The sequence below is a fragment of the Chryseobacterium scophthalmum genome, assembly GCF_900143185.1.
Classification (GTDB): Bacteria; Bacteroidota; Bacteroidia; order Flavobacteriales; family Weeksellaceae; genus Chryseobacterium; species Chryseobacterium scophthalmum.
The window spans coordinates 253,608-270,654 of record NZ_FSRQ01000005.1; the positions used below are offsets into that span (position 1 = coordinate 253,608).

Consider the following 17,047-nt stretch of genomic DNA (forward strand, 5'->3'; position numbering starts at 1 on the left):
AAATAAAGAATTAAATTTTGCAATCATTTTAAACATATCGGTAAAGCTTATATAATTTTAGGCAAATATTTTTATAAAGAACATCAACCAAATATTTAAAAATAAAACCAATCTATAAATATCTAAACAACAGAACGAATGCTTGTTAAGTTGGAGAAAACCACAACACTAAAAACAGATTAATCATTTAAAAATCAAACAATTAATTACAGATTATCGGTTTTTAATTTATTGTTATATTTGGAATTCAGAAATTTCTAGATTTTTTATGGAAACCCAAAAATATACTCCAACAAATAAAGTAAGAATTGTAACAGCTGCGTCGTTATTCGACGGGCACGATGCTGCAATTAATATCATGCGTCGTGTGATTCAGGGAACGGGATGCGAAGTGATCCACCTTGGTCACGACAAATCTGCCGAAGAAGTTGTAAATACAGCTATTCAGGAAGATGCCAACGCAATTGCTCTAACATCTTATCAAGGCGGTCACAACGAATATTTTAAATATATCTACGACCTTTTAAGAGAGAAAAACTCTCCGCAAATCAAAATTTTTGGCGGCGGTGGCGGTGTAATCTTGCCTGAAGAAATCGAAGATATCATGTCTTACGGAATCGACAGAATTTATTCTCCGGACGACGGTCGTGAACTTGGTCTTCAGGGAATGATCGACGATTTGGTGAAAAGATCGGATTTCGCGACAGGAAAAGAAGTAACTGCAGAAGATTTAGATTCAATTAGTTTTGAAAATTCTACAAGTATTGCTAAAATTATTTCTGCTGTTGAAAACTTCTCAGAAGAAAAACCGGATTTAGTAAAAGCGATTGATGAAAAATCAAAAGACTTAAATATTCCAATCATCGGTATCACAGGTACAGGTGGAGCCGGAAAATCTTCATTGACAGATGAATTGGTAAGACGTTTTATCCGTTCAAATCCAGATAAAAAAATCGCAATCATTTCAATCGACCCTTCGAAAAAGAAAACCGGAGGTGCGCTTTTGGGTGACAGAATTCGTATGAATGCGATTAATGACCCAAGAGTTTATATGCGTTCGATGGCAACAAGAGAAAACAATGTTTCTGTTTCTCCGTTCATTCATTCAGCATTGAATGTATTAAAATTAGCTCATCCGGATGTAATCATTTTAGAAACTTCGGGTATCGGACAATCCGGTTCGGAAGTTTCAGATTTTGCAGATGTTTCAATGTACGTGATGACTCCTGAATACGGAGCTTCTACACAGTTGGAAAAGATCGACATGTTGGATTATGCAGATTTAGTAGCTTTAAATAAATCTGACAAACGTGGTGCTTTAGATGCACTTCAGGCTGTAAGAAAACAATTCCAGAGAAACCATTTGTTGTGGGAAAGTCCGTTGGATGATATGCCGGTTTATGCGACAAAAGCATCTCAGTTCAACGATCACGGAACGACAGAATTATACAACAGATTAATTTCAAAAGTAAACGATAAGTTTTCAGATTTAAATCTGCAAGGTTTTGTTGAACAGGAAATTACAGACGAAGTAACGATCATTCCTCCAAAAAGAGTGCGTTATCTTTCTGAAATTGTTGAAAACAACAGACAATACGATGCTAATATTGAAAAACAAGCAGAATTAGCAAGAAAAATGTATCATATTGAAGGGGTGAGAAATTTCCTTTCTAATGAAACTTTAGATGCCGAATATCAAAAGGCTGAAAAAGACCTTCAACAGGAAAATATTGACTTCCTCAAAACTTGGGATGACACAAAGAAAGCTTTCCACGCTGAGTTTTACTCGTATTTTGTAAGAGGAAAAGAAATTAAGGTTGAAACTTCAACAGAATCTTTATCTCACTTAAGAATTCCAAAGATTGCTTTACCAAAATATACCGATTGGGGTGATTTGATTAAATGGAAAGGTCAGGAAAATCTTCCGGGAGGATTCCCTTACACAGCCGGAATTTATCCTTTCAAAAGAACAGGTGAAGATCCGACAAGAATGTTTGCCGGAGAAGGAGGTCCTGAAAGAACGAACAGAAGATTCCATTACGTTTCTGCGGAAATGGATGCAAAACGTTTATCTACAGCGTTTGACTCTGTAACTTTATACGGACAAGATCCAGCTTTACCACCAGATATTTATGGTAAAATCGGAAATGCGGGAGTTTCTATCGCAACATTGGATGATGCAAAAAAATTGTATTCCGGATTTGATTTAGTGAATGCGATGACTTCGGTTTCAATGACGATCAACGGACCAGCTCCGATGTTGTTAGCTTTCTTCATGAATGCAGCCATCGACCAAAATGTTGAAAAATATATCGCTGAACATAAGCTTGAAGCTAATGTTGAGAAAGCTTTAAAAGCAAAATTCGATGACAAAGGTTTAGAAAGACCAAAATATAACGGTGAATTACCACCATCAAATAACGGATTAGGATTAAAATTATTAGGACTTACCGGAGACGAAGTAATTCCTGCGGAAGCTTATGCTGAAATTAAGGCTAAAACCATTGCAACCGTTCGTGGAACTGTTCAGGCTGATATTTTAAAAGAAGACCAAGCTCAGAATACTTGTATTTTCTCTACTGAATTTGCCTTGAGATTGATGGGTGACGTTCAGGAATATTTTATCACAGAGAAAGTGAGAAACTTCTACTCTGTTTCAATTTCCGGTTATCACATTGCAGAAGCAGGAGCAAATCCGGTTTCTCAGTTGGCATTTACCTTAGCAAATGGTTTCACTTATGTGGAATATTATTTATCAAGAGGAATGAACATCAATGATTTTGCACCGAACTTATCATTCTTCTTCTCCAACGGTATCGATCCTGAATATTCAGTAATCGGACGTGTTGCTAGAAGAATCTGGGCAAAAGCCATGAAGCTAAAATATGGAGCCGATGAAAGAAGCCAGATGTTGAAATACCACATCCAAACTTCAGGACGTTCGCTTCACGCTCAGGAAATTGATTTCAACGATATCAGAACAACTTTACAGGCGCTTTACGCAATCTATGACAACTGTAATTCACTGCACACGAATGCCTATGACGAGGCGATTACGACTCCGACTGAACAATCTGTAAGAAGAGCAATGGCAATTCAGTTGATTATCAATAAAGAATTAGGTTTAGCGAAAAACGAAAATCCGCTTCAAGGTTCATTTATTATTGAAGAATTGACGGATTTGGTTGAAGAAGCTGTGTATGCAGAATTTGACAGAATTACAGAAAGAGGTGGTGTTTTGGGTGCAATGGAAACCATGTACCAACGTTCAAAAATTCAGGAAGAATCTATGCATTACGAATGGTTGAAACACACCGGAGAATATCCGATTATCGGAGTAAATACTTTCTTAGGAAAAGACGGTTCGCCAACGGTTCGTCCGGGAGAAGTTATCCGTTCAACTGAAGAAGAAAAGCAGGTTCAGATCGAAACCCTTCATAATTTCCAAAAATCTAATGAAGACAAATCTGAAGAAGCTTTAAAAACTTTACAACACGCAGCGATCAATCAGCAAAACCTATTTGCCGTAATGATGGATGCTGTGAAATATTGTTCTCTTGGACAAATTACTAACGCTTTGTTTGAAGTAGGCGGTAAATACAGAAGAAACATGTAGTCCGGCCCGTGTCGGGCAGACAATTTTGAATACAAACTGTTTCAAGAATTATAAAGTAAACCTCAAGGAATTTTCTTTGAGGTTTTTTGTACTTTTGAATTATCTGTCTAATTTATTTTTAACTTAAAAAAACTAATTAATGAAACGATTTTTTTTGATAACACTTATAATTTTAGGTATAATATTCTTAAAAAGCTGCAATTCATATCCAATGGACAATAAGTATACAAGCGATATGAACAAGAACACGCAAGAATTACAAAAAAGGCAAGAGGCCGAAAAAAATAAAACCTTACCTAACGAACTAAATAATTTCGGAAAACCTGATAATAAATAAATCATTATTAGAAAGATTTAAACAGTTAAACCTTTGAATTTTTGAAAACCTTGAAGGTTATATTTGCAACATGAAACCAAAAGCCCTATTCAACTGGAGCAGCGGAAAAGATTCTGCGCTTGCTTTATATAAAATTTTAAAAGAAGAACAATTTGAAGTTACTACTCTACTGACAAGTATCAATAAAGAATTCCAAAGGATTTCTATGCACGGCGTTCATGTTTCGTTATTGGAAAAACAAGCTGAAAGTTTAGGCTTTCCGTTAATAAAAATGGAAATCCCGAAAGAACCTTCGATGGAAGAATACAGCGAGATTATGTCTAAAACCATGAATGACATAAAATCTCAGGGTGTTACTCATTCTATTTTCGGAGATATTTTTCTGGAAGACTTAAGGAAGTACAGAGAAGATCAATTACAATCCATCGGAATGAAGGGAGTTTTCCCGTTATGGAAACAAAATACAACAGACCTCATCAACGAATTTTTAAGTTTAAGCTTTAAAACCATTGTAACCTGCGTTAACGAAACTTATCTCGATAAGAGTTTTGCCGGAAGAGTTATTGATCAGAATTTCATTAAAGATTTACCTGATAATGTTGATCCTTGTGGAGAAAATGGTGAGTTCCATACTTTCACTTTTGACGGACCTATTTTCAACAATCCAATTCAATTTGAAATTGGTGAAATTGTAAAGAAAACTTATCCTAAACCAAAGTCTGATGAAAACGAAGAAGATGAAGAATATGCATTCTGGTTTTGCGATTTGATTTCAACAAAATAGTCAATAAAAAAGCCTCTTAAACTTTTATTTTAAGAGGCTTTAGTTTTTATTTTAATATTTAAATAGAGTTGATATATTGCCGTATTTGATAATATAAACTCCTTTTTGTATCGATTTTAGATTAATTGAATTAGAAGATTCATCACCCGACAGGATTTCTCTTCCCGAATAATCATAAATGCTGTATTTTCCGAAATTTCCTTTACTTAATATCAGATTTCCTGCTTTTACCGCAATCTTAGAATTGTTATTTTTTATCACCTCATCGGTACTCAATGCAGAACAGAAGTTATTGAGAGAAGCAATTTCCGCATCGGTAATCGCTCTGTTGAAAAGACCAAACTCATCCATTGTCATCCCGGCTTTCATACCAGTATTAGTAGCATATGTGCCAAGTTTAAATAATGCGCCATTAAAAACCAAAGGAACTGATTGGGCCGCTGTTGTTTTAAGAACCCCATTTACATAAGCTTTTATATTTTGTAAACTGCTGTCGTAAACAAATATTAAATCTACAAGCGACGACGTCGTAGAAAAAACCCCGGGAACATCCACATTAGACATTCCGTTAGCGGTTAACCTCACACCTCCTGTACCCGGAGCACCGTTTGTAAACATGCGGAAAGAATTTCCACCGGTTATAGCATCTCCCAAAAGGTAATATACTGTGGTTACATTGCTGGTGTAATTATTAAATTTTAAATGTATCGTCCAAGATCCACCTAAAGCGAGATTCCATTTAGTATTAAAATAATTTGAGCCTCCAGTAGAGCCACTGCCTACCAAACCATTACCTAAGCAAGTTGTATTGCTTCCTAAAGTTAAATTCCCCACAATTTCGCCTATCTGCGTTCCTGTAGGCGGACTGGTTGCAAGATTCGGAATATTGGATGCAGTTCCTTCAAATTTATAATATAAAAGTTCAGGAGTTTGAGATTGGGCTATAGAGAATGTAGCCATCAAAAGTAAAAGATAGATTTTGTTTTTCATAGGAATATTGGATAATTAGTAGCGCTAATTTAACAATTAAATTAACATAATTATATTTTTAATTTAAAATAAATCAAATATTATTAAATTATCAATAGTAAAATATCACAAAAAGAGGATTTTTACAAAAACAAAATAATTGGATGTAAGAAAAATATATCTAAAATTTGATTAGTAAATGATTTCACCTTTACAAGATTTTTTATTATTTTTAGTAAAAAACCAACTTCATGCTGAAAAAAACCTTGCTGCTTTCTATACTTTCTCTTTTACTCTTTTCATGTCAGAAAACAGAATCGGTACAACAACCAGTTAATAGAAAAGCAATTGCAGATTCTGCCGTTGTAATATTTCAAAAAAAATTATATAAAACACAAATTGATTCTGTTTTTAATCGATACAGCTTTAATGGTAGTGTTGCTGTTTTTAAAGATACAATTCAATTATACAGACGAAATAATGGCTTTGCAAATTTTGAAAATAAAACAGAAATCAACGATTCTACGGTTTTTTCTATTGCATCGATCAGCAAACAATTTACTTCTGTTCTTATCCTCCTTCAAATGGAGCAAGGAAAACTCGACCTCAACGATAAAGCTTCAAAATACATTAAAGATTTTCAGAAAAAAGAATATGAAAACATTACCATTCAACAGCTTTTGAATCATAGTTCTGGTTTAAATAATTTCGGAGAAAAACTATTGTTTAAAAGCGGTTCAGGATTTAATTATTCAAATGATGGTTTCAATGCTTTAGGCAAAATCGTAGAAACAGTTTCCGGGAAATCTTTTGATGAAAATATACAGGAGTTATTGAAAAAAGCAGGAATGAAAAGCTCATCAACAGGAACTACTTTTAAAGGAGGAAATTTCGCACAAACCTATGTTGGGAATTCAAAAACTCAAAAAAAGGTAGAAAATATGCCGAAAAGACTGAGCAATAAAGAAATCGGAATTCCTGCAGGCGGAGTTTTATCAACCATCAACGATTTACATATTTGGAACAACGCTTTATATGCGGGAAAGATTATTCAACCTGAAACGTTGAAAAAATTTACTTCTAAAAGTACAGAAAGACATCATCAAATTTTCGGAACGATGGGTTACGGATTGGGAATTATGATGAATGACAACAAGCCTATTTCTTATTTTCACAGTGGTTATGTGAAAGGTGCGCCTTCGCTCAATATTTATTATCCTGAAACAAAAACTTCAGTCATTATTCTTTCTAATATTGCAGACGAAGAAAAAGGTAAGCCTGCGTCTTTCAGACCTCATCTAAAGATCAAAGAAATTGCAGATATTTTGGAAAATATCAATTAGAAACTTTAAAATTCTCATGTAAATACGGAACGATGTTTTTAATCATCTCAAGATATTTTTGTTGAGCAATAATTATCGTCGCTTCAAAAAAGAAAAAGAAAGCAAATAAGAAATTGACCACAATTCCTTTCATAAAGTTTAAATCTAAAAAACCATCATTCACCTCAAATACAAACCGGAAAAGCCAACCCGAAGACATCGGCAGAATAAAAAACACCGTTACCAAATCCTGATACGCAGAAAGACGAATATTTTTATATTTTTTTGGAAGGTCAAAATATTTCTTTTCTTTAATATAAATAATCAACGGAAAAACCATGATTAATAAAATCAAAATACCGAAGCTAATTCTAAAGACATTAAAAGGAACTGTGCTATAACATAAAATCATCACAGCTTGGCAAAGCACAGCGACAACAAAAGATTTCTTTAAAATAGGATATAATTTTTGTCTCGTCGATTTTTTAATTAATACCGAAGTATCTTCCAAACTCCAATTCCCGTCCCAAGATAATTTCAAATCATCATACCACGAAATAATTGCGACATTAAAAGCTTCGTCAAAAGATAAGTTCTTTTCAGCCTGAACTTCATTAATTTGGCTTATAAAATGATCTTCCACCTCCATCAGTAAATCGACAGGAAGTTTCTTTGATAAAAGATATTGTCTTATTTCGTTTTTTTGTTCTATCGTCATGCCAGTAAAACATTTATTTTTTTAGCTCTGAAATAAAGCAATTGAATCTGAAGCACCACTGAAAAAGTTACTGCCATATGATTGAAAGGAAAACTCCATAAATTTTCAGTTGTAAAAAACATCGTATTTACAGAAAGAATAATTAACATCAACAATAAATTCCTCAGCAGCAATGGATGAAAAGACATTTTTCTGTATTCGGAAAACCTCATTTTTTTTAATATAAAATGATACATTAAAAAGAATAAATGGATGATGATCAAAACTCCCTGAACACACAGATAAATATTTTCATTACAATAAAATAGAGTTCCTACGATCACAGAAAACACAAACGATATCATCATCATTTTTCTGAACCTGTCTTGTAAAATACCCTTTTCAATTTTTGCAATTTTTTTAAAGGAAAACAAGTCTGCTTTCACCATTTCCAGTTCGCTTTGCCAATTGACCTTAGTCTGAAGAAAAGCTTCCTGAAAACCGATCTCTTGTTTATTGATCATTTCTGAGATCTGCATTACAAAATGATCATAAACCTCCGCAAATACAGCTGAGCTTAAGTTTTTACTTTTTAAATATTTTTCTATTTCTATAAGTTGATCTTTTTCCATAAAACTTAATAATTAGCAATTGCAGTTATGTCTTTTAGTGTCTTTTTATGTTCGAAAAAATTCATAATTCCGAAAATAACAAAGCATTGCACAAAAAGAGGTACAATAAATGTTAGAAGAGTATAAAAAATATTTGTGTGATTATCTGTTCTGAAAAACCAGTATGCATATTTTCCTTCTTTCATCGCAACCTGTACCATTGAGATCGTAGAAATAGCAAGTAGACCCACGTTTTTTTGATACATTGTATAAAAGATCCTCCCCTTGAATTTAAAGTCATATCTCATATATTTCAGAAGTTTATAGTTCAAAACTAAAATAATCGATGGAGCCACTACAAAAAGAGCATTCTGTAAATGGAAAAAAGTTTTATATTGCTCAACATTATCTGCATAAAAAACAAGCAATATGCTAATGAAAAAAGACACTAATGCAAACACAAATGCTTTTTTTAAAATCTGATAGTATTTTTCTTTAATGATTTTCTTAACAATGAGAGGTATCTTTTCATTCCCGTAGAACAGCCAATATTTTGTCAGCGAAAAACTTCCTCTCCAAGATAGCTCAACTTTTGAAAAAGCTTCTGCAAAACCAACTCTCTCATCATTCATACAATCTTCGATTTGCGAGATCATATGATCTTTCACTTCTAATAAAATATCTAAAGGTAATTTCTTCCAAATAAGATAATTCTCAACCTGCAATTTTTCTTCCGCTGAAATCATATATCAAAAATAGTTTTTAGATTAAACAAATAAGATCTCATTTCATCTTCCTGTGTTGCCTGCTGCTTTTTACCTTTATCGGTAAGCAAATAATATTTTCGACTTCTTCCGTTAATCTCCTGTACTTCAGACCTAATAATTCCATCAGCTTCCAATTTATGCAAAAGCGGATACAAAGCTCCTTCTGTCATTTCCAGTTCGCCTTCCGTTAATTCTTTTGCACGCTGGGTAATTTGATAGCCATACATTTTCACTTCTTTTGAAAGCAATTTTAAAATGATATTCTGAAGCGTTCCTTTGTAAAGGCTGTTTTTTTTCATCGTGAAGATTTAATACCTCACAAAGCTATGCATAATTTTCTTATGCATTGAAATTAATTTTAAAATCAAGAGAAATATTATATTTACAGAATGAAAAAAATGTACTTCATTGCTATTTATCCTGATCAGAAAATTATTGATGAGGTGAGAGTTTTTAAAGAAGATTTAGCTTTAAATTTCGGGAATTCCAAAGCTTTGAAAAATGATGCACACATTACATTATTTCCACCTTTTGAAAGAAAAATAGAACTGGAAGAAGACATTCATACCGCTTTTCAAAAAATTGACACCAACATCGCTCCTTTTGAAATTAGTTTAAATGGTTTCGGAAATTTTCCTAATCCCAAAAATCCTGTTTTGTTTATAAAACCTGAAGAAAATGAAAATTTAAAACAGCTTTATTACAATGTAACAGAAAAATTTAGTTTTGGAAAATATTCATTTAGTCCGCATGTAACCGTCGGTTACAGAGATCTTACTTATGAAAATTTTCTCAAAGCTTGGGAGATCTATAAAGGCAAAAATTACGAAACTAAATTCTTAGTTGATAAAATCTTATTATTAAGACATGATGGAAAATGGGTTTCTATTAATGAAAAGAAATTATCCCGGGAATAATAATTGAATTCTAAAATAAAGAAAGCCGTATCTTTGCCAAGATGGTTTCAGCAGAGAAAATAATTTTAGGAATTGACCCCGGAACAGCCGTGATGGGATTTGGTTTGATATCGGTAAAAAAAGGAAAAATGGAAATGATTTCCATTCATGAATTGATTTTAAAAAAATATCCGAATCATGAAACCAAGCTTAAATATATTTTCGATAAAACCTTAGCATTGATTGACGAGTTTCATCCAGACGAAGTTGCACTCGAAGCTCCTTTCTTTGGCAAAAATGTACAGTCGATGTTGAAATTGGGAAGAGCTCAAGGTGTTGCAATGGCGGCAAGTCTGCACCGAAATATTCCTATTACAGAATATTCTCCAAAAAAAATAAAAATGGCAATCACCGGAAACGGGAATGCCAGTAAAGAACAGGTTGCAGGAATGCTACAAAATCTTTTAAACCTGAAAGAATTTCCTACAAAATATCTGGATGCTTCCGATGGTTTGGCAGTTGCGGTTTGTCATCATTTTAATTCAGGAACGATTACAGACACAAAATCTTATTCAGGATGGGATAGTTTTCTGAAACAAAACCCTGATCGACTGAAATAATTATTTTTTCCGCTGATAATAGTCTTCAATTTCCGTCACTTTTCCATTAATAATATCACCGTATATAATTGAAAATTTATTCTGTGAATAGATTTTATAATGCTCTATTTTTTTAAGGTCATCTTCTCTGTATGAAAAAGAACCACCGGTAATCGTGACCATAAAATCGTCTGTTTTGCTTTTTACTTTACAATCTTTGCCTGTAGCAAATGTTTTCGTCATTATTGTATTTTGATTTTGACTTTTAAAAATAAGCTCATACTGTTTCATGCATTCATGAAGATCAAAAACTTTTGTTTCTCCACCTTCTTTATATTTTTTTTGTACAAACGTCCATGTTCCTAAAAAATATTTTGCGTTGTTTTCATTATTTTGCCTGTCAACCATTTTCTGTGATTGGCAACTGATAATTAACAGGCAGAAAAATAAAAGACTGAATGATTTTTTCATATTATTTTTAGAATGAAATAATAAAAGCCCTTTTTCAAGAGCTTTTATTGAGTTTAGTTATTTAAAAATTTCTTAGAAGCTTGTTGATCACCATCAGAATAATTAATGATATATGAACCTTTAATTAATGGTTGATTGATACGAACTTCATTGGTCTCTGAATTTCCTTTCTGTATCAGTTTACCACTCATATCATAAATTTGATAATTCCCGAATTTTAAATTCTTGTTACCGAAAAGCTGAAGTTTGTTTTCTCCTTTTAAGTAAACAATTTTGGTATCAGATTTATTTACTGTCTCAGAAGTAGATAATGCTCCTAATATTTTAACAGCGTAATCTTCTATCTGACCATACTGTAATACAGAACATGATGTAAATTCCGGTAAATTCACCGAGTTTCTTGTCGCTGCATCTACACCAATTCTTACTCTTAAATAGGTATTTTGTACTGCAGTTGCAGCAGGAGTTACATTTACTGTATAGGTACTACTCTGTCCTGATGTTATGTTATTAGAAAGATAGTTAGTAACTAATTCCGCATCTTCGAATGTCCCGTTATTATTATAGTCAACCCATGCTTTTACTCTGAATTTTTCTGTCTGTCCAAAACCATTCATAAAAGTAATTTTTAACGGAGTTGCAGTAAGAGCAGGTATTTCTGTAGCATAAGCTGGTCTTATACAAGTAGCATTAGCATAATCTGCATAATAAATAGGATTCGCCTCATCAGAATCATATCCATTGGTAACACTGTTGATATCTCCAAAAACTACTCTGTAAGGTCCAGTAGCAAAATTATTATTTGTAGGATTTGCAATACCTGAAGGGTTACATTGCGCATTAATTACAGAAACTGGTGATGGTATAACCGTCGCAGGATCTTTTCCGCCCAAAGAATTTATAAGATTCTTTCTGTATTCCATCATCATCAAAATTGCTCTGTCACGTTGCCCTGCAGTAAACTTACGGTTTGAATTGGTATAATTCATAATGTTATACTGGGTTCCGTCATAGTTCTGACTGGTACAAGGATCGGTTGCATTATTATTTGGAACAGAAACGCCATACATACTTCTTGATGGAGATGTATCACAAACTCTGTCACCATCTGTAGCACAATTGTTGTTCACAGGACAAGTTGTCTGGCTATTAGCTGAAATCCCTTGAAAAGTATGATAAAGCCCAAAAGCATGACCCAATTCGTGGGTTAATGTAGTATCATTTTGATTCTTTATCGTTGCAACTTTCATAAAACTTTCATAATCGTAATCATACGAACTAGGGAACGCAGCGTAACCCATAAGACCATACGATAATTGTTGCTGACCGTCGAAACCAATTACTACATAAATATTAAAATATGAGTTTTCTGGCCAGTGCGGAGCTAACTGATTCTTAATTTGTGTATCTGTAGCTCCGGTATCTGTTACTCCATTTTGGTCATAATCAGGAAGCGTACTTCCGTTATATCGTATAATACCTGTAGTAGGCATACATGATGGCGATCTTTTTGCCAAAACAAGTTTAAATGGTATTACATTTCCACCTGTAGCACCGGTTCCTTCAGGATAAAAGTTTCCACCATAAGTAGTTGCATACATATTGTTTGCTCTTGCTATCCAATTGATAATTTCCTGATCTGTAACTGCCAAGTTAGCATTTGCAGGATCCTGAGATTCGATTACATGAACAACTACGGGGATTTCATAAATCTGTCCCGTATAAAGAGCATTCTTTGAAGTTGTAGCACCTACTTTATTTAGAAAAGCCTGTTGATTCATTCCAAGAATCTTTTGCTCTCCTTCTTCTCTGTATCTTTTTAGACCAGGATGTCTGTCATCCAATTTTTTCATTACTTTATCAAAACCGCATTCTTTGTGAAAGTCCTGCGAGAATGCATTAATAAAAAACATAAGTACTAATAGGGTACTGAATTTTTTCATTTCTTTTTATTTTTATTTAATATTCGATTGCAAAACTATCAATTTATTATTAATTCCAACACATTAAAGATTAAAAACTTAAATACTGTTTATAATTTAACATATTTTAAAACCTTTTCTACAATTATCAATTTAAAATTACTTGGTAAAACATATTACTATTTGTAACAATGGTATGCTTTTTAATACTAATTTTGTATAAATTTTCAACAATGAAAAACACACAAGCAACTATATATCAAACGAATCACAAGATAAATTGGTTCCAAAAGTTTCTCTTGATTTGTTCAGGAGGGAACATTCACATTTTGAGAAAAACACCAAGTGAATGGAATAAATTCGCAGGAATTGGAGGAATTGTTCTTTTCACCGCAGTTTTCGCAACACTATCTGCAGCCTATGCAATGTTCACTATTTTCGATGATATTTGGGCATCAATTGGTTTTGGAATTCTTTGGGGTTTAATGATTTTTAATCTGGATCGATACATTGTTTCTTCCATTAAGAAAACAGGATCTTGGTGGAATCAGATCCTGATGTCTATCCCAAGATTGATTTTAGCAACATTTTTAGGAATTATTATTTCTAAACCTTTAGAACTGAAAATCTTTGAGAAGGAAGTTAACAAACAGCTGAATACCATTATTCAACGTAACAAAACAGACCTGCAAAAACAAATGAACGGCAGAATTCTTCAACAAAGCGGTCCTTTTGAAACTGAAAAAAAACAAATCACAGAAAAGATTGCCCAATATCAGAAGTCTTATGATTCTGCTTCTGTTGAACTTGAAAAAGAAATTTTAGGAAAGCAGACCAATTTAACCAGCGGAAAAGTAGGTTTTGGTTCTAATGCAAAAAGAAAGCAGGAATTAAAAGAACAACGCAGACAAGATTTAGAAAACTATCAAAAGCAGGTAGCGGCAAGACAAGAATATCTCGACAAAGAAATCTCTAAAGTCTACACCAATCTTGAAACAGAAAGAAAATCTACAGAAACGTTTGAAGATAAATTCAACGGATTTGCGGCAAGATTACAAGCTTTGGACGAATTAGGAAAAAACTCAGCAATCATTGCTACTGCAGCAGCTTTTATTATGGGATTGTTTATCACTCTTGAAATTTCACCTGTTTTGATTAAACTAATTTCTTCAGTGGGTCCTTATGATTACCTTTTAGAGAAAACGGAAAATGATTTCCGTCTCTATTCCAAAGAAAAAATTGAAAAAGGAAATGCATTGACTGATTTTCGGATCGATGATTTTAAAGATCAATTAAAAAACTGACGACTTAATAACAACAGATGGTATAAAATCAAAAAAAACTCGCAAACAAATGCGAGTTTTTTAATTTAAACAACAATAAAATTGAATATTCATTATTTATTTTATTATATAGATAAATATCTACAAACATATTGACATATATCTAAAGGAATTATTATGATTGTGTTTATTATGTTGATAAATTTACATTATAAAAGTTGAGAGAAAAACTTGATTGCTTTTAGCTCAGATTTTATAAAACACAAATGATGAAAATTTAATTATTCGGAGGTGAAAACTCAGTGATGAAAAAAATTAGATTGTATTTATTCGCAGAGCCTAAAAAAGGTTCTCGGGTAAATACTTAAAAAAGAAAAACACAAATGATGAAAATCTAATTATTCGAAAACGAAAACTCAGTGATGAAAAATTAGATTGTATTTATTCGCAGAGCCCCAAAAAGGCTCTCGGGTAAATACTAAAAAAAGAAAACACAATGATAATTTAAAAACACAAATGATGAAAAATTTTGTATTCTGAGAGCCAAAAAGCTCAATAATGAATACATCAATTTTTACTCACTCTTTTCATATTTAATTTTTGGTTCAAAAAAATACCTCCGAATTTTCGGAGGTATTTTATATATGTATCTTGATTTATTACAAAGAATAATTCGGAGCTTCCTGAGTGATAATCACATCATGTGGATGAGATTCTTTCAAACCGCTTCCTGTAATCATTACCATTTTAGTATCTTTCTGCAAAGCCTCAATATCTTTAGCTCCACAATATCCCATTCCTGCTCTAAGGCCTCCAGTTAATTGGAAAACAACTTCCTCCAGTTTACCTTTACTTGGAACTCTTCCTTCAATTCCTTCCGGAACGAATTTTTTAGCCTCACTTTGGAAATATCTTTCTTTTCCACCTCTTTTCATAGCAGAAAGACTTCCCATTCCTTGGTAAGTTTTGAATTTTCTACCTTGGAAAATAATTTCTTCACCCGGAGCTTCATCAGTTCCCGCTAAAAGAGATCCTAACATTACTGCTCCTGCTCCACTTGCAATTGCTTTTACGATATCACCAGAAAGCTTGATTCCTCCATCAGCAATTACCGCAACATTTTTAGTTTGAGCATATTCGTAAACGTTGTAAATCGCAGATAACTGCGGAACACCAACTCCTGCAACAACTCTCGTTGTACAGATAGAACCTGGACCAACTCCTACTTTTAAAACATTTGCTCCAGCTTCAATCAGATCTTTTGCGGCTTCAGCAGTTACAATATTCCCACCAACAATATCCAAATCCGGATAAGCTTTTCTTATTTCAGAAATTTTGTTTAAAACCCCGATAGAATGTCCGTGAGCAGAATCGATACCGATAATATCTACTCCGGCCTTTACCAAAGCTTCAATTCTGTCTAAAGTATCTTCACCCACTCCAACACCTGCTCCAACGATCAAACGACCGTTTTCGTCTTTATTGGCATTTGGATATTCTAATTGATTGTCGATATCTTTTATGGTAATTAAACCTACCAATTTATTATTCTTATCAACGATAGGAAGCTTTTCAATTCTGCTTTTAAGAAGAATTTCTTTTGCTTTTTCAAGGTTGGTATCTTTATCAGAAGTGATCAGATTTTCTTTCGTCATGATCTCTTCCACTTTCATATCAAGGTTTTCCTGATATTTTACATCTCTGTTGGTAATAATTCCGATCAAAGTATTTTCTGCATCCACAACCGGAAGACCAGAAATCTTATATTTTGCCATCGTTTCTTTAGCTTCAGCCAAAGTATGATCTTTAGAAAGCGTTACAGGATCAGAGATCATTCCGTTTTCAGAACGCTTCACTCGGTTTACCTGAGCAGCCTGTTCTTCAATCGTCATATTTTTGTGAATGAAACCCAAACCACCAACTCTTGCCAAAGCAATCGCTAAATCACCCTCTGTAACGGTATCCATTGCAGCGGAAACAATCGGAACATTAAGCGTAATTTTATCGGTAAGTCTTGATTTTAATGAAACCTGGTTAGGTAAAACTTCAGAATAAGCAGGGACTAGAAGCACGTCATCGAAAGTGATGGCTGTCTCTACAATTTTGTTATGAATAGACATCTTTACTTTCTTGCAAAATTAAGTCTTTTTGCTGGAATATGAAAATGCTTTTAAATAGTTTAAATAAAACTTAACAATACATGATATAAATCGAAAAAAGTCACCTAAAACAGTGACTTTACAAAATTAATATGGTTGAATATGAAGTTATTTATCTGATGCGATATTGATCATTTTAGAAATATCGTCTGCCGTAAAGCTGCCTTTAACATCTAAAAACACCATATCTTTTTTTGAATTTACGGTAATCAGCATATTATTAATCATCTCACCTTTTTGTTTTACTCTGATGTTTACATTATCACCATCGTGTTTGATGGTTGCCCAATCTTCGTAATGATTGTCTTTAAGATAATTGGCGTAATCTTTCAACATTTTTTCGCTTCCGTTGGCAACAGTCATCATTTTTATTTTTGAAACTTTCTTTACCATTGCAATCGCGGCTTCACTTTCTCCTTCTTCTCTTAACGCTTTTTTGATATAAGGTTTAGCTAAAAACAATGGCACATTGAAGCTGGCAAATTTCGCATCCTCGGAATCATATTTTGATTTTGAGAAAAAATCGATGTTTGGTTTGCTCGAAACAATACAAGACTGTAGTAAGAATAAAGCGCAACAAACGAGAAAAATGTTTTTTAAGATTTTCATGGCTA

At 33.1% G+C, this 17,047-nt stretch carries 15 protein-coding genes; 6 read left to right on the forward strand and 9 right to left on the reverse strand.

What is annotated here, in order from left to right; translation table 11 throughout:
• Positions 1–268 precede the first annotated feature (268 nt).
• Both BUR17_RS19345 and BUR17_RS19355 read left to right on the forward strand, forming a co-directional pair.
• Positions 269–3,616, forward strand: coding sequence for a methylmalonyl-CoA mutase family protein (locus BUR17_RS19345; RefSeq protein WP_074232123.1), 3,348 nt, complete (start codon positions 269–271; stop codon positions 3,614–3,616).
• 407 nt (positions 3,617–4,023) lie between these two features.
• Positions 4,024–4,737: a Dph6-related ATP pyrophosphatase gene (locus tag BUR17_RS19355; RefSeq protein ID WP_074232125.1), complete on the forward strand. Its 714-nt coding sequence runs from the start codon at positions 4,024–4,026 to the stop codon at positions 4,735–4,737.
• A 51-nt stretch (positions 4,738–4,788) separates the two neighbouring features.
• On the opposite strand, the gene BUR17_RS19360 is transcribed toward BUR17_RS19355, so the two are convergent.
• Positions 4,789–5,727, reverse strand: a complete 939-nt coding sequence (locus BUR17_RS19360) for a LamG-like jellyroll fold domain-containing protein (protein ID WP_074232126.1) — start codon at positions 5,725–5,727, stop codon at positions 4,789–4,791.
• A gap of 230 nt (positions 5,728–5,957) precedes the next feature.
• Here BUR17_RS19360 and BUR17_RS19365 point away from each other — a divergent pair, with 230 nt between their 5' ends.
• Positions 5,958–7,049 (forward strand): serine hydrolase domain-containing protein, encoded by a 1,092-nt coding sequence (locus BUR17_RS19365; protein ID WP_074232127.1) that lies wholly within the window; start codon positions 5,958–5,960, stop codon positions 7,047–7,049.
• Here the strand turns inward: BUR17_RS19365 and BUR17_RS19370 are convergent.
• The 4 genes from BUR17_RS19370 to BUR17_RS19385 are packed head-to-tail and all read right to left on the reverse strand — an operon-like array spanning position 7,042 to position 9,402.
• Positions 7,042–7,746: a hypothetical protein gene (locus BUR17_RS19370; protein WP_074232128.1), complete on the reverse strand. Its 705-nt coding sequence runs from the start codon at positions 7,744–7,746 to the stop codon at positions 7,042–7,044. The two genes, BUR17_RS19365 and BUR17_RS19370, sit on opposite strands and share 8 nt — an antisense overlap.
• A complete protein-coding gene (locus BUR17_RS19375; protein WP_074232129.1) occupies positions 7,743–8,357 on the reverse strand; it encodes a hypothetical protein in 615 nt (204 codons plus the stop codon). Before BUR17_RS19375 ends, BUR17_RS19370 begins: the two co-directional genes overlap by 4 nt.
• A gap of 5 nt (positions 8,358–8,362) precedes the next feature.
• Complete coding sequence (locus BUR17_RS19380; RefSeq protein ID WP_074232130.1) at positions 8,363–9,082, reverse strand: hypothetical protein; 720 nt, start codon at positions 9,080–9,082, stop codon at positions 8,363–8,365.
• On the reverse strand, positions 9,079–9,402 hold the full coding sequence (locus BUR17_RS19385; RefSeq protein ID WP_074232131.1) for a PadR family transcriptional regulator: 324 nt from the start codon (positions 9,400–9,402) through the stop codon (positions 9,079–9,081). The genes BUR17_RS19380 and BUR17_RS19385 overlap by 4 nt, the downstream gene beginning before the upstream one ends.
• A gap of 90 nt (positions 9,403–9,492) precedes the next feature.
• Between BUR17_RS19385 and BUR17_RS19390 the strand changes: the two genes are divergently transcribed.
• Both BUR17_RS19390 and ruvC read left to right on the forward strand, forming a co-directional pair.
• On the forward strand, positions 9,493–10,020 hold the full coding sequence (locus BUR17_RS19390) for a 2'-5' RNA ligase family protein (protein ID WP_074232132.1): 528 nt from the start codon (positions 9,493–9,495) through the stop codon (positions 10,018–10,020).
• A 41-nt stretch (positions 10,021–10,061) separates the two neighbouring features.
• Positions 10,062–10,619, forward strand: a complete 558-nt coding sequence (ruvC, locus tag BUR17_RS19395) for a crossover junction endodeoxyribonuclease RuvC (protein ID WP_074232133.1) — start codon at positions 10,062–10,064, stop codon at positions 10,617–10,619.
• Here the strand turns inward: ruvC and BUR17_RS19400 are convergent, their stop codons facing one another.
• Together BUR17_RS19400 and BUR17_RS19405 are read right to left on the reverse strand one after the other, a co-directional pair.
• A complete protein-coding gene (locus tag BUR17_RS19400) occupies positions 10,620–11,069 on the reverse strand; it encodes a hypothetical protein (protein WP_143747626.1) in 450 nt (149 codons plus the stop codon). It abuts the gene before it with no gap.
• A gap of 53 nt (positions 11,070–11,122) precedes the next feature.
• The gene (locus BUR17_RS19405) at positions 11,123–13,012 is read right to left on the reverse strand and encodes a zinc-dependent metalloprotease (protein WP_074232135.1); all 1,890 of its coding nucleotides are present in this window, start codon (positions 13,010–13,012) and stop codon (positions 11,123–11,125) included.
• Between the two features lie 212 nt (positions 13,013–13,224).
• On the opposite strand from BUR17_RS19405, the gene BUR17_RS19410 reads away from it, so the two are divergent.
• Positions 13,225–14,295, forward strand: a complete 1,071-nt coding sequence (locus tag BUR17_RS19410) for a DUF4407 domain-containing protein (protein WP_074232136.1) — start codon at positions 13,225–13,227, stop codon at positions 14,293–14,295.
• 638 nt (positions 14,296–14,933) lie between these two features.
• Here the strand turns inward: BUR17_RS19410 and guaB are convergent.
• Positions 14,934–16,394 (reverse strand): IMP dehydrogenase, encoded by a 1,461-nt coding sequence (gene guaB, locus BUR17_RS19415; protein ID WP_074232137.1) that lies wholly within the window; start codon positions 16,392–16,394, stop codon positions 14,934–14,936.
• 147 nt (positions 16,395–16,541) lie between these two features.
• Entirely contained in the window at positions 16,542–17,042 is a 501-nt protein-coding gene (locus tag BUR17_RS19420) for a DUF4252 domain-containing protein (RefSeq protein WP_074232138.1), read from the reverse strand.
• Between the last annotated feature and the right edge of the window lie 5 nt (positions 17,043–17,047).